11 protein-coding genes are annotated in these 13291 nt (G+C 67.1%); 6 read left to right on the top strand and 5 right to left on the bottom strand.

The window, feature by feature from the left end:
- Positions 1 to 74: 74 nt before the first annotated feature.
- From AB0P11_RS12680 to AB0P11_RS12665, 4 genes are read left to right on the top strand one after another with little or no spacing between them, the layout of a single operon-like run.
- The gene (locus tag AB0P11_RS12680) at positions 75 to 2360 is read left to right on the top strand and encodes a hypothetical protein (RefSeq protein WP_363522279.1); all 2286 of its coding nucleotides are present in this window, start codon (positions 75 to 77) and stop codon (positions 2358 to 2360) included.
- Between the two features lie 37 nt (positions 2361 to 2397).
- The gene (locus tag AB0P11_RS12675; RefSeq protein ID WP_285363049.1) at positions 2398 to 3153 is read left to right on the top strand and encodes a glycosyltransferase family 2 protein; all 756 of its coding nucleotides are present in this window, start codon (positions 2398 to 2400) and stop codon (positions 3151 to 3153) included.
- Positions 3150 to 3548 carry a DUF2304 domain-containing protein gene (locus tag AB0P11_RS12670; RefSeq protein ID WP_053095630.1) on the top strand — a complete coding sequence of 133 codons (399 nt, stop codon included), beginning with the start codon at positions 3150 to 3152 and terminating at the stop codon, positions 3546 to 3548. The genes AB0P11_RS12675 and AB0P11_RS12670 overlap by 4 nt, the downstream gene beginning before the upstream one ends.
- Positions 3545 to 4474 carry a glycosyltransferase gene (locus tag AB0P11_RS12665; RefSeq protein WP_363522276.1) on the top strand — a complete coding sequence of 310 codons (930 nt, stop codon included), beginning with the start codon at positions 3545 to 3547 and terminating at the stop codon, positions 4472 to 4474. Before AB0P11_RS12670 ends, AB0P11_RS12665 begins: the two co-directional genes overlap by 4 nt.
- A 27-nt stretch (positions 4475 to 4501) precedes the next feature.
- On the opposite strand, the gene AB0P11_RS12660 is transcribed toward AB0P11_RS12665, so the two are convergent.
- The gene (locus AB0P11_RS12660) at positions 4502 to 5503 is read right to left on the bottom strand and encodes a glycosyltransferase (protein WP_363522274.1); all 1002 of its coding nucleotides are present in this window, start codon (positions 5501 to 5503) and stop codon (positions 4502 to 4504) included.
- Positions 5504 to 5613: 110 nt separating this feature from the next.
- Here AB0P11_RS12660 and AB0P11_RS12655 point away from each other — a divergent pair, with 110 nt between their 5' ends.
- Both AB0P11_RS12655 and AB0P11_RS12650 read left to right on the top strand, forming a co-directional pair.
- Positions 5614 to 6876: a hypothetical protein gene (locus AB0P11_RS12655; protein ID WP_056278164.1), complete on the top strand. Its 1263-nt coding sequence runs from the start codon at positions 5614 to 5616 to the stop codon at positions 6874 to 6876.
- Entirely contained in the window at positions 6869 to 7642 is a 774-nt protein-coding gene (locus AB0P11_RS12650) for a glycosyltransferase (protein ID WP_363522272.1), read from the top strand. Before AB0P11_RS12655 ends, AB0P11_RS12650 begins: the two co-directional genes overlap by 8 nt.
- Before the next feature lie 31 nt (positions 7643 to 7673).
- On the opposite strand, the gene AB0P11_RS12645 is transcribed toward AB0P11_RS12650, so the two are convergent.
- From AB0P11_RS12645 to AB0P11_RS12630, 4 genes are read right to left on the bottom strand one after another with little or no spacing between them, the layout of a single operon-like run.
- The gene (locus AB0P11_RS12645) at positions 7674 to 8564 is read right to left on the bottom strand and encodes a glycosyltransferase (RefSeq protein ID WP_320487933.1); all 891 of its coding nucleotides are present in this window, start codon (positions 8562 to 8564) and stop codon (positions 7674 to 7676) included.
- Positions 8561 to 10501: a DUF6541 family protein gene (locus tag AB0P11_RS12640; RefSeq protein WP_363522269.1), complete on the bottom strand. Its 1941-nt coding sequence runs from the start codon at positions 10499 to 10501 to the stop codon at positions 8561 to 8563. Before AB0P11_RS12640 ends, AB0P11_RS12645 begins: the two co-directional genes overlap by 4 nt.
- On the bottom strand, positions 10498 to 11400 hold the full coding sequence (locus AB0P11_RS12635) for a glycosyltransferase family 2 protein (protein WP_056278153.1): 903 nt from the start codon (positions 11398 to 11400) through the stop codon (positions 10498 to 10500). The genes AB0P11_RS12640 and AB0P11_RS12635 overlap by 4 nt, the downstream gene beginning before the upstream one ends.
- Positions 11394 to 13079, bottom strand: coding sequence for a glycosyltransferase (locus tag AB0P11_RS12630; RefSeq protein WP_056278150.1), 1686 nt, complete (start codon positions 13077 to 13079; stop codon positions 11394 to 11396). Before AB0P11_RS12630 ends, AB0P11_RS12635 begins: the two co-directional genes overlap by 7 nt.
- Between the last annotated feature and the right edge of the window lie 212 nt (positions 13080 to 13291).

Raw genomic sequence — 13291 nt, 5'->3', positions numbered from 1 at the left:
TCAGAAAGACACGATTTACTTGCGTCACATCGTTCACACTGGCATCGTCTGTGCATTTCCGTCACAATGAGCAGGTGACCGGCTCAAAATCCCCCCACCTGCTCGGCCTCCTCGCCAGTGCAGCGGCTGTCGTCCTCGCCGCATCCCTGCTCGTGGCGATGCCGGCCAGTGCCGTGTCGCCCTCATCCTCCGGCGGTCTCTCGACAGCCGCGACCGCGCTGACATCGTCAGCTGCGGCGACGGGCTCGGCGGATGCGTCGATCCGTGAGACCGCGAACCTCGCGCAGTTCAAGCCGGGGAACATCATCTCCGATGCCGTCTTCTTCCAGGGCGACACCATGTCCGCCGGTCAGATCGACTCGTTCTTCCGCGGGAAGGTGGCGTCGTGCCGCGCTGGATACGTCTGCCTCAAGGACTACCGCCAGAACACGCCGAACCGTCCGGCCGACAGCTATTGCCGGGGCTACAGCGGGGCGGCCAACGAATCGGCGGCCACGATCATCGCGCGGGTCGCGCAGTCCTGCGGCATCAACCCGCGGGTGCTCATCGTGATGCTCGAGAAGGAGCAGAGCCTCGTCACGCACACGTGGCCGAGCAGCTGGCGCTTCGACATGGCGCTCGGTCAGGGCTGCCCGGACACGGCGGCGTGTGACCCCGCATACGCAGGCTTCTTCTACCAGATCTACGGTGCGGCCAGGCAGATGCAGATCTACGCCGAGGGGCGCTGGTTCACGTACTACGCGCCGGGAAAGACCTGGAACATCCTGTACCACCCCAACAGGGCCTGCGGCTCGGCACCGGTCCGCGTCGAGAACAAGGCGACCGCCGCGCTCTACTACTACACGCCGTATCAGCCGAACCGGGCGGCACTCAATGCCGGCTACGGCAGCGGGGACGGGTGCTCCAGCTACGGCAACCGCAACTTCTACCAGCTCTTCACCGATTGGTTCGGCAGCACGCAGACCCAGAGCGCCACGTCGGCCACCCTCGCGCAGGTCCCGGGTCGCGCGGAGATCTATCTCGTGCAGTCCGGCACGCGCCACCATGTCGTCGCGGGCGAGGACTACGCCGCTCTGCGGTCGAGGCTCGGCGGGGCCGTGTCGGTGGCCGCGGCGTATCTCGACCCGATGCCAGAGGGCAAGCCGGTCACGCGATACGTGCATGACCCTCGGACGGGCACCCTGTACCTCCTGGAGCCCGACGGCACCCGGCATCGCTTCGTCGACGCGGCTCAGATCGCCCTGTTCGGCTACGCGTTCAGCTCGTACGTCAACCTCACCGGCGCCACGGCGGACCGATTCTCCGAGGGTGCACCCGTCGGGTCGTTCTTCCGCTCAGGGGCGGAGCCGGAGGTCTACCTGTATCAGTCAGGTCTGCGCAGGCATGTCGCCAACCAGCAGACATGGCTCGAGGTGTCCAGAGGAACGCCGGGGTATGTCGCCTCGATGAATCCGTCGGCGGCCGCGGCGATCAGTATCGGCCTCCTCGTGATCAAAGCGAACAGCCTGGTTCGCGCCGCAGATTCGAACGATATCTATCTCACGCTGCTCGGCGACCGCCTGCTGCATGTGCCCAGCACCGCGCTCGCCGGTGAGTTCGGGGCCACGAGCCTCACCGTGGTGCCGAGGAGTTCGGTCGCAGCCAACTCGAAGGTCGGGTCGACGCTCACCCCGGTCGTCTCGTGCGGCAACAGCACACTGATCGCCGCGGGCGGCAAGGTCTATCCGGTGTCGGGCACGCAGTTCGGCGATATCAAGCCGACGAAGCTCGGCAGCGGAGAATGTGGCGCGATGCCCCACGCGAAGACGACGGTCTCCGTCCCGCTGTTCATCCAGCCGCAAGGCGCAGCTCAGGTCTACGTCGCGTCGGGAGGCACGTTGCGGCATGTACAGTCCCCCGCCGATCTGCTCACCCTCAACGGGTCGAGACCGTTGCAGGTGCTGCCGTGGTCGCAGGCAACCGTCAGATGGTTCGGCACCGGCCCTGCGTTCCTCCCCTCGAACTCCTTCGTGCGCTTCACCGGACGCGACGAGATATACCGATACGAGAACGGAACGCTGCGTCACGTTCGCAGCATCAAGACCCTGCTCCAGCTGAATGGAGGAACGCCGCCGCGGGAGTACGTGCTCCTGGGTGAGCATCTCTCGCGATTCAAGGTCGGGTCCCCTTATCTCACCAGCGGAGCAGACTTCGTGCAGTTCACCGGCGCGCCTGAGGTCTACTTCTACGAGAACGGCAAGCTGAGGCACGTGACCTCGCCCTCGGTCCTGCTGAGACTCGGTGGAGGGCGTGCACCCGCAGTGCTCCAGCTCGCCCCCGCCTTCAAGGCCGACTACGCCATGGGCGCTCCGATCACGTGATCGTCGCGTTCGGCCGATCGGATAGGATCGGTGAACTATGAGCTTGTCGTCGGACCGTGTCCTCGTGATCGTCCCCGCATGGAACGAGGCCCGCAACGTCGGACGCACCGTGCACGAGATCCGGGCAGCGAGCGCCGACTTCGATCTGCTCGTCGTCGACGACGGATCGACCGATGACACGAGCGCGGTCGCGCGAGAGGCCGGCGCCACGGTCATCTCCCTCCCCTTCAACCTCGGCGTCGGCGGAGCGATGCGCACCGGCTTCACGTACGCGAAGCGCCACGGCTACACCCGGGCCATCCAGGTCGACGCCGACGGCCAGCACAACCCCGTCGACATCGCGCGAGTCCTCGACGGTCTCGACACCGCGGACATCTCGATCGGCGCACGTTTCGCGGACGTCGGCGACTATTCGGTTCGCGGCCCGCGCCACTGGGCGATGGTGTTCCTGGCCAAGACCGTGTCCCGGGTCGCGAAGACCCGTCTGACAGACGTGACGAGCGGCTTCCGCGCTGCCAACAGCAGAGCCATCGAACAGTACGTCCGCTATTACCCCGCCGAGTACCTCGGCGACACCATCGACTCGCTCGTCGCAGCGTGCCACGCCGGATTGACGGTGACGCAGGTGCCGGTGGCCATGCGGCCGCGCGTGCACGGCACCCCGAGTCAGGGCCCAATCGGAGCATCGATCTACCTGCTGCGTTCGGTGTTCACCCTCGGCCTGGCGATGCTGCGACGACCCGGTTCGACGAGTCGGTCCGCATCCGTGGGCGAACCGGAGGTCGCACGATGATCGTCATCGTCGGGATCGCTCTCGCTCTCGTCATCCTCGCACTGGTCTTCTGGATGCTGCTGACGCGACGTCTTCGCGAGAAGTACGCGGTGATGTGGATCGTCATCGCGCTGAGCGTCCTGCTGCTCGGGATCTTCCCCCAGCTCCTGCTCTGGGCGACATCGCTGCTCGGTGTGCAAGTGCCGGCGAACCTGCTGTTCGCTCTCGCGATCACCCTGCTCCTGGGAGTCGCGCTGCACCTCTCCTGGGAGCTCTCCCAGGCAGAGGACGAGATCCGCCGCGTCGCGGAGGAAGCGGCGCTGTCGCGCGCCGAGATCGACAGGTTGGATCGCCGCATCGCCGCTCTGGAGGCTCAGCACCGCGGCCGCGACGCCGACAGCGCTCCCCCGGCATGACGTCCGGAGCCCCGAGCGCCGATGTCTGGGGCGTCGTCACCGTGCATCGCCCGGCACAGGTGCCTCCGCTTCTGGGAGATCTCGCTCCGCAAGTCACCGGCATCATCGTGATCGATGACGGCAGCGGTGCAGAGTTCGACGTGATCCGCGCGGACATCGCATCGACCGGTGCGCAGGTGATCACGTTGGAGAGCAACCGCGGCATCGGTGCGGCACTGAATCACGGCATCCGCTGCGCCATCGAACACGGCGCGAGCGCGGTCGTGACATTCGACCAGGACTCGACCATCGCCCCCGGCTTCGTCGCCGCTCTGGGCGCCGCGCACGAGCATGCGCGCGCGCACGGCGTTCCCGCGGGCCCCGTGGTTCCGGAGTTCTTCGCGGACGTCTCCCAGGCCGGGTCATCGACGCCGCAGGGAGTGGTCCACGCCGCCCACGCGATCCAGTCGGGCATGTATCTTCCGTCAGAGGTGCTCGAACGGGTCGGGCTGATGGACGAAGCCCTCTTCATCGACCTCGTGGATACGGACTTCGAGATCCGCTGCCTGGATGCCGACCTTCCGTGCATCGTCGCCCCCGGCCTCCGCCTGCCCCACCGCCTGGGTGCACGCTACCGGGTACCCGGCCCGCTCGGAGCGGTGCTTCCCACCCTCACGCTGAGCACGCCGTTCCGGTACTACTACAGGGCGAGGAATCGGATCGTCGTGGGACGGCGGCATCCGCGTCACCGGGCGCGCCTGCGTCGCGACGCGCGAGCCGACTACGCGTACTTCCTCATCGCGTGGATGCTGTCCAGGCCCCGATCCACCATGCGCAAGCTGCTCATCGCGGGGTTCCGTGACGGACGCGCTGAGCGCCTGGGCAGGATGAGCCCGGAACTCGCCGCTGACGCCGCTCGAGTCACCTGGCGCGCGCGCCCTGTGTGACCGGCGCGAGATCTGCGAACGGACCGCTCAGCGTGCCACCGTCGGGGTGCGCCGCCGGCCCCGGATCAGCCACCCCGCTGCCCAGCTCGCGACATAGGCGATGACGAAAGGCGTCGGGACGGCCCGCGCGCGGCGAACCCTCCGCAACATCCCCAGGGTCACCGGCAGTCGCCGACCCGAGCCGAAGAGCCGATCCAACTCGATCGCGCGTGCCGCGCGGGGATCACGCTCCAGGAGCGTCTGCGCCATGAGCTGGCGCCACCCCACATAGATCCAGAACAGCATCCGCGTCATCGCGGACGGTGACGCCGCCCCCTCGTACCGCACGGCGAACGTGACGGCGTTGCCCCAGGCTCTCCGCAGGGTCGCGATCAGGCCGAGCCTCAGCCTGCTCGGGTCGCCGAACACGTTCGCGGAGTGCTGCACGTAGTCCTGCACGACCTCATCCACGATGCGACCGCCTCCCTGCGCCATCCCGACGACAGCGAGCCAGTGATCGTGCGCGACCGTGTGTGAGGAGAGGCGGGGAAACGGCAGCGCCGTCGTCAGCAGGTCTCGGCGGAAGAGGCACAACGAACCGGTGAACTGATTCACGATCATCGTCGATGCCGGGTCGAGCTGCCGGCGGTCGGTGAATCCGAGCACCTCGTCACCGGGATGGGACACCAGACGCGCCTGCCCGGAGACGATCGCCGAATCCGAGAGGTACGGGAGCAGCTTCTCGAGCTTGTCGGGATACCAGAAGTCGTCCTGGTCGCTCAGCGCCACCCACTCGGTCTCGGCGGGCACCGCTGCGAGACCCCTCTCGAAGTTCAGGTAGAAACCCAGGCGTCTGCCGTCCGCGACGATGCGGAAGCGCTCGTCCCCGGCCGCGACCTCGGCGACGACCTTCTCGACGGTCTCCAGTTCTCCGTCGACGGAGATGATGCACTCCCAGTCGGTGACCGTCTGATCGCGAATCGAGGCGAGCTGGCGGGTGAAGAGTTCCCGGGAAGGTCGGTAGGCGGCGAGCACGATGACACCAACCATGGGACCCTGACCTCTCGTTCACGCCGACTCAAGTAGTCTAGGGTCGCACGCGTTCACGTCCGCGCCATCCGGAATGGTGTCGGGCCGCAATGGTCCGAGGAGTCCCATCGATGAAGGTTCTGCTGTCACGCTTCGCGGGCTTCAGCGCCGTTCCTCTGATCTCATTCATCGCGCCGCTGTTCCTGCTGCCGATCATCCCGAACGTCTTCGGTCTGGCGGCGTGGGGCTCCGTGGGCACGGCTCAGGCCGTGGGAACCGTCTGCGCGATAGTCGCGGGATTCGGCTGGAACATCTCGGGCGGAGCGCGCATCGCGCTCAGTGCCGACGACGACGCCCGACGTCAGCTCTTCGGTGATTCGTTCTGGTGCCGCGGACTGCTCGTCGTCGCGGCGGGACTCGTCGGTGCCGCCCTCAGCTCGGCCCTGGTTCCCCCCGAGTTCCGCCTTGTCGCCGCCCTCGTCACGCTGGCGACCACTGCCGCGGCCATGACCGTCGTCTGGTACGCAGTCGGCGTCGGGGATGCGCGGGTCGTCCTGCTGTTCGAGACCGTGCCGGTGAGCCTCAGCGTCGCTCTCGCGATCCCGCTCCTCCTGCTCACCGAGCAGCTGCTGTGGTATCCGGTCCTCACTCTGATCGGCTTTCTCACCGGCCCGCTGCTTCTGAATCTCCGCCTCTACCGACGACCCGTGCCTCCGTTCGCCGGGCGGCGCATCCTGCGCGCATACCGCGCGAACGTCTCGGTCGCCGCGGCCGAGACGATCGGCGGAACCTACACCTCTGCGCCCATCCCGCTCGCCCAGGGCCTCCTCGGCGCGACGGCCAGCGGTCAGGCGACCTCCGCCGACAAGTTCTTCCGCATCGCCCTCTTCGCCGTCACCGTGCTGTCGAACACTCTGCAGAAGTGGGTGCTCGAAGTGTCTTATGCGCATGGCCGGGCGCGCCGCCATCTCGTGGCATTCGGCCTCCACACAGCCCTCGCTCTCTTCGGCGGTACGGCGCTGGCTCTGCTCGGCCCTGTGCTGTCCACGCTCCTGTTCGGCCGGGCGGCGACGCCCGAGATCACCGTGTTCCTGGGCTTCGGCGCCACCTTCGCGCTGACGAGCCTGACGACCCCCTTCATCCGCAACGTCCTGGTGCCGGCCGGCCTCAACCGCTACGTGCTCTACGGCACCCTCGGCGCCGCTGTCGTCGGAGTGCCGCTCATGATCTGGGCGTCCCAGTGGGGTCTCAGCGGGATCATCGCCGGCCTCGCCGCCTCGGAGCTCGTGATCCTCGCCGTCGTCGGGTCGGCCGGAACACATCATCTGCTGCGGGAGAGGCGGGCGGCTTTCGCTCTCGTGGCACCGTCTGAGCGAGGAGTCGCACATGACTGAGACCGTGTGCGTATGCATGGCGACGTACAACGGCACAGGGTATCTGCGCGAGCAACTCGACTCGATCCTCGCGGGACTGCTGCCGGACGATCAGGTCGTCATCGTCGACGACGCGAGTACCGACGGCACCGTCGCCCTTCTCGAGACATACCGCGATGCGCGCGTGACCGTGTACAGAAACCCGAAGAACCTCGGTTACGTCAAGACGTTCGAGCGTGCGCTGTCGCTGGCGGACCGTGACGTCATCTTCCTCTCCGACCAGGACGATGAGTGGGTCCCCGGGCGTCGCGACCTGTTGGTCGAGGCACTCCGCGACCGCTCGATCGCCGCCGGCGACCTGGTGCTGCTCCCTGACGACTCGCCACTGAGCTCGCCGCTCACCGGACGACCCTGGCGCCTCGCTCCGCTGCCCTCGGGCGGATCCCTGGCGAACGAGCTGCGTCTGCTGGCCGGCGATGCCCCCTACTACGGCTGCGCGATGGCGATCCGACGTGAGGCCTCGGAGCTGATCCTGCCTTTCCCGGGGTTCCTGGTCGAGTCCCACGACCTGTGGATCGCGACGGTCGGCAACACGGCCCGTGTGCTCGCGCATGTGCAGAGCCCGGTTCTGCGACGTCGGCTGCACGATGCCAATGCGTCGGCACCGAGGCCACGGGGTCTCCGCAAGGCTCTGCAGTCGCGGTGGATGCTTCTCCGTGCCTGGCGCGAGGCATCACGTCGCGTCGCCGCGGCACGGCGACTCAGCCGAGGCCGCTCAGCCCCGTAGACAGCGGCTGAGCCGCTTCCCGTGCCGACCCTCAGCGGGGATCCGCGACGTGCGCCAGGGCCGACCGCACACCCCGCGCCGTGCCATGCCTCAGGACGAGGGGCAACGCGGCGATCCCGTGCAGACGGGACATGAGACGTACTCGCGCGGTCCGCGCTGTGCGGCTCCATCCCCGCGCAGCGGCCGATCGACGCGCGATGCGGTAGTACCGACGCTCGTCGAGGAAACGGCTGCCGTCGAGCAGCGTCTTCTGAGACGCGCTCGCCAGATGACGCCGATAGGAGAACGCGAGCGGCGGCGTATACGCCAGCGTGCCCCCGTCGAACGCGATGTCCATCAGGAGAGCGAGATCCTGGATGACGGCGAGGTCATCCGTGAAGTCGATCCTGCGCAGCGTCTCGACCCGCAGCGAGAGCGAGGGCCAATACAGCCAGTTGCCCCGGATCAGCGTCGTGGCCATGTCAGGGCCGTTGAACACGGTGATCCCCTGGCCCTTCGGGGTGAGCAGGCGCTGCTTGATCCGATCGACGAGGGGCAGCACGACCGCGCCGCGCTCATCGATGACCTGGACTCCCGGCTGGATCACATCCGCGTGGGGCACGGCACGCGCCGCGGCGCGGACGACCGCCACGTAGTTCGGGTGCAGGAGGTCGTCGCAGCCGAGGATCGTGACGAAGTCCCCGGACGCGCGGCGCACCGACTCCCGGAAGTTCTCGGTGATCCCGACGTTGTGCTCGTTCCGGGTGTAGATGATCCGCTCGTCCGACTCCTCGTCGAAGTGCGCCGCGACCGAGTCATCGGGATAACAGTCGTCGATGACGGTCAGCCGCCAGTCCGGGTCCGTCTGGGCGCGCACCGACTCGACGGTCTCGTAGAGCTGTTCGGGGTCTCCCCAGAAAGGCACGAAGATCTCGTACGTCATGACCCGAGTCCGCACGAGACGATCTTGTAGAGCTTCGCATCTCCGCGCTGCTCGACGAGCTCGACGTAAGGCGAGCTCTCGAGGTCCTCGAGTCCCGAGTAGTCGCCGTCGTTCTCCTGGAAGTCGCCGTCGGCGCTGAAGTCGAGGACGTACGCGACACCGGTGTCCTCGAGGGCGTCGCACACCTGCGGAGAGTCGCCGTCTGTGTTCAGCTTCGTGTTGATCGCCTCGGCGTCGTCGGTGAGATCCATCAGGAGATGCGGCATGAGGACGCGTCGCCCGCTCACGCCATAGGCGAAGGACGCTCCGGTCCACGGGTCCCCCGCGATGACGGCATCCTCGGGAACGAGCTCGTCGAGATCCTCCATGAGATCGAGCTCGTCCGGAGACAGGATCGGCCCACCCGGTCGCAGCTCGTAGGTGAACTCGATATCTGCTGCCGCCTGCCGGATCGCGGCGTTCTGGGTGACTCCGACGAGTGCGATCACGACGACGGCGATCAGGACGATCGGCAGACGCTCGGAGAAGCGCCGCACCGGCGCGAGCAGGCGCTGACGAAGAAGCCACGTGACCAGCACGATGCCACCGAGCGCAGCGAGCGGGAGGACTCCGATCGCCCAGAACGCGGCGATACGAGGCGGGTTGTTGTACCACGGGGCCGTGAACCAGAACCGGAGCGTCTCATACGGTGACGCCGACACGATGATGTAGAGCACGGCGGAGATGACCGCCATCGCCAGGACCGACCACCGCGCATAGGTGCCTCGGCGGATCACGCTGTACGCGCCGATGATCATCAGCGCGGTGATCCCGAGCGAACTCGGGTAGCCGTACACGCTCGCCGCGACGACCTCTCCGATGGAGTCGGGCACGGTGTTGATGATGGGCCAGTAGATCTGGCTTCCGGGGGGACGCACGACCTGCAGGAGGACCACGCCGACGGCGGCGTAGGCGACGAGCAGGCCGATCGCGATCACCCGCGGGCGTCCGGGAGCCCTCATCTGATGCAGAAGCCTGGCAAGGACGAAGGGCACCGTGAGAGCGACGACCGCCATGAGAGCCCCGGGGTGCGCGACACCCAGGCCCGGCACGACGAGCACCAACAGCAGGGCCCAGTCCTGGCGACGTGACACTTGCCCGGGCCTGAGAAGCCACCAGGCGACGACGATCGCGGCCGGAGCCACGGCCAGGCCGAGGAACAGCGGATAGAGCACCCCGTAGTGCAGGAGCAGGAAGGGGAACGCCGGGAAGGCGGCAGCCAGAGCGCCCGCGATCACCGTCATGATCTGGTTTCGTCCCAGAAGCTCGCGCACGAGGAACACCGCGCCGATCGGCCAGACGACCGCCGCGACGACGATGATCATCGCATTGGTGGCGAGGGGCACGGATGCCCCGCTCAGGGCGACGACGATGGAGACGAGCGCGTGCCATCCGGACGGGTAGAAGGGGACGCCGGCCGGCGACGTCATGCTTCCCAGCCACAGCGGCGATGCGTTCCCGGTGTCCAGGACGTACTGCACAGCGTTCAGATGGAAGAAGTTGTCGTAACGCTGTGAGAAGAACTCTGGGTCGTGCATGCTCCGCACGAGCACGAACGCGATCAGCGCAGCGGGCACTGCGATGGAGACGATGATCGCGACCAGCTGCCTCGCGCTCACGTGCGTGCGTGGTCTCGTCGGGACTCCGACGTGCTTCGACCAGAAGAAGGCGGCGAGCGACGCCACCGCGGTGAGTACGAGGACGGGCAGGATGCTCCATCGGATTCCCACGAAAGGCGCTGCGATGGCGGCGACCGCGACGAGGGAGACGCTCAGCGCCGGTGCCAGCGCGAGGAGTCTCATTCCGCGCAGGCGGAGGAGGAAGCCGAGCAGGAGTCCCGGGATGAAGAGAAGAGCTCCGGTGACGATCAGTGCGGGCAGGATCGAGACCCAGCTCACGCCGCCTCAGCCTCCGGGTAGCGGACCTTCGGATTGAAGGTGATGCCCTTCAGCCACTTGCCGAGCAGCTTCGCGCGCAGATCCAGCGGGACGCGACCGCGGTGCAGGCTCACGAAGAGCCGTGCGCCGAACTCGATGAAGTACAGGAATCCGCGATGGTGCAGCTGCCAGGAGGCCTCGTTGCGCACGCCGTACGAGAACTTCCAGAGGCTCTTGCGGTCGACCATCGCGAAGTTCACTCCGCGGTTGTCGCCCATGTCGTGGACCACGACGCTGTCGAGCACCTGCACGCCGGGGCAACGAGCGGTGAGGCGAAGGGTGTACTCGCGGTCGTCGAACCAGATGAAGTACTCGGAGTAGGGAAGCCCGTACTCCGCGATCGCCCAGCGTGGAATGAGCACGGAGACGAACGAGCACGCTGTGACCATGACATTGTTCTGGCCCTTGACGAGCAGACGACCCCAGTCCCACGTCGTCACGGGGTTGTTCATCTCGCAGATGCTGCCGTCGGTGAACTCGACGACGGAGCATGCGAAGGGGACGTCGCCGCCGAGTTCCTGGACGGCCCCGTCGAATCCGGCGATGAGGCTCTCGAGCGCTTCCGGCTTCGGATAGCAGTCATCGTCCATGATCCACACGTGGTCCGCGCCGGAGGCGTATCCGCGCAGCATCCCCTCGGAGAAGCCACCCGCTCCCCCGGAGTTGGTCGACATGGTCACGACTTCGAGGGGGACGGACGTCTCGAGGGATGCCAGGTACTCCGCCGTGCCGTCGGTCGAGGCGTTGTCGATGACGAACAGCGTCTCGACGGCGTGCGTCTGCGCCTCGATCGATGCGATCACCGTCTTCAGCTTCTCGAGCCGATTGAACGTGACGACCACTCCAGCGACACTCACCATGAGCCCACCTCTTCCTTGAACCATGAACTCGCGGACTGCTGGGACAGCAACTTCTTCTCCGCCTTGCGCTCCTTCCGCCACAGCGCTTCCCTCGACTCCTCGTCGTCGACGAGCGGGGCCACCGCCTCGGCGAGTCGACGGGCGGCGACACGTGCGTGACGCGGAACCAGAGCGGATTCGGGGATGATGTCGCTCTGTGCCCCGACATCCGTCGAGATCACGGGCACACCGTGTGCGATCGCCTCGAGCGTCGTGAGCGTGAGTCCCTCATTGTGCGACGCGACGACGAGCACATGCGCTTCATCGAGCGTCTCGGAGACAGGGGTGTCCGAGCTGCGTCGGACGATGTCCTCCCCCAGCCCCTCGGCACGGATGATGTCATCGACCCAGCTCGACAGCTCGCCGCCGCCGTGAAGGATGAAACGCAGCGAGTATCCCTGGCGCTTCAACCGCCTCGCCATGGTGATGTACACCTCGGGCGCCTTCTGCCGGGCCATCCGGCCGATGAACGCGACGGTGAACTGCTCACCCGCGGTCCGCGGACGGAACACGGCATCCTTCGGCTTCACGGTGAGTCCGCCGAGCGGTGCCATGACCACACGGTCAGCAGGGATGCGCTGCACATCGGTCATCCAGCGGGCGAGGCTCGGCGAGATGACGTGATGCGTCGTGATCGATCGGGACGCGATCGCACTGCTCAGCGGATACCCGCCGCCGGTGTACTCGACGATGTGAGTGCTGTCGATGATGGGGATGCCGGGACGCGAGGCGGCGATCCAGGCGACCCGGTCGTACAGCCACTGGTTGTGGTGGATGACGACACCGCGCACGTCGAAGGTGCGCAGCAGCGAGCGGAGCAGCGGTTCGACGCCGGCGGTCTGCGAGGTGACGGTGGGCTCGGAGAACGGGATGAGCAGCGCTCCGTCGAGCTCGGGCCGCGTGACCCATGGCTGGTGAGAGTCCCGATTGGTCAGCACGATGGGAAGGAAGCCGGCCTCGCGCACCAGACGCACCGTCTCGAACGCCCAGAGTTCGGCGCCACCGAGCTCGAACCAGTGGAGTCCGATGATCACGGCCTTCGGCGCCCCGTCGAGAACCGGGCCGGCCGGCACGATCACGTCGTCCTCGTGTGCGCCCCCCGGACGGAACTCCGCCTCGTAATCGCGAGGCTCGATGGCCGTCGTGAGCTTGCGGCGGAATCTGAGCAGCGAGAGGTCCCGGGCGTCGTCGTAGAGCAGCGGCGCGCGCGACTTGACGCTCCGTGCGATCCGGCCGACCAGGCCGGGACGCTGCGGGCGGTAAGGGTCCGAGTCGAGCACATCGTCGGATGACACGTGCAGATGCCTGGCGGGCGACGCCACGAGACGGGCCGAGGCCGCTTCCGCACGCTCGGGCTCACGCTCTTCGACGGAGACGGAGCTGACGATGTCGAAGCTCCCGATGCGGTGTCGGTTGTTCCTCGAGAGTCCGTCGAACGTGCTGTCGTCGGTCAGTCGAGGCGTCGTCTCCACCGAGCCGTCGTAGAGATGGATCCGCAGCTTTCGCTGAGGTGCCATGAGCGCGTGGAAGTTCAACGCGCCGACGAGAAGGCGGCGTTCGCGCTCCGACAGATCGGCGCCCGTCTGCGGGTCCTCGAAGCGGAAGAGTGCAGGCTGATCGAGAGCTTGAAGAGGTGTCACGGATACAGTTTGCTTTCGGATCGACGGACGCACGAGACCTCCGCGATCCTACCAGCGGCCCAGCCCCTGACCCTGGGTTGCGCCTGTGCCGCGCGTTCGGACGCATCCCCATCGATCTGCCAGGGACACCGCGCGGAGGATCGTATGATTGCTCTCGGTGCGCCCGAGACCGTCGGCGCCTCGGAAGGTGGAATCGCGGTGCAACAGGCTCG

Source organism: Microbacterium sp. NPDC079176 (assembly GCF_040686675.1).
Classification (GTDB): domain Bacteria; phylum Actinomycetota; class Actinomycetes; order Actinomycetales; family Microbacteriaceae; genus Microbacterium.
The sequence above is the reverse complement of the archived record's forward strand: the minus strand, read 5'-3'. Positions and strand labels throughout refer to the sequence as shown.

What these genes read in the sequence shown, in the direction of transcription:
- AB0P11_RS12650 (WP_363522272.1), top strand. Translation starts at nt 6,869, where the DNA reads ATGACTGAGACCGTGTGCGTATGCATGGCGACGTACAACGGCACAGGG.
- AB0P11_RS12645 (WP_320487933.1), bottom strand. Translation starts at nt 8,564, where the DNA reads ATGACGTACGAGATCTTCGTGCCTTTCTGGGGAGACCCCGAACAGCTC.
- AB0P11_RS12635 (WP_056278153.1), bottom strand. Translation starts at nt 11,400, where the DNA reads ATGGTGAGTGTCGCTGGAGTGGTCGTCACGTTCAATCGGCTCGAGAAG.
- AB0P11_RS12675 (WP_285363049.1), top strand. Translation starts at nt 2,398, where the DNA reads ATGAGCTTGTCGTCGGACCGTGTCCTCGTGATCGTCCCCGCATGGAAC.
- AB0P11_RS12660 (WP_363522274.1), bottom strand. Translation starts at nt 5,503, where the DNA reads ATGGTTGGTGTCATCGTGCTCGCCGCCTACCGACCTTCCCGGGAACTC.
- AB0P11_RS12655 (WP_056278164.1), top strand. Translation starts at nt 5,614, where the DNA reads ATGAAGGTTCTGCTGTCACGCTTCGCGGGCTTCAGCGCCGTTCCTCTG.
- AB0P11_RS12670 (WP_053095630.1), top strand. Translation starts at nt 3,150, where the DNA reads ATGATCGTCATCGTCGGGATCGCTCTCGCTCTCGTCATCCTCGCACTG.
- AB0P11_RS12665 (WP_363522276.1), top strand. Translation starts at nt 3,545, where the DNA reads ATGACGTCCGGAGCCCCGAGCGCCGATGTCTGGGGCGTCGTCACCGTG.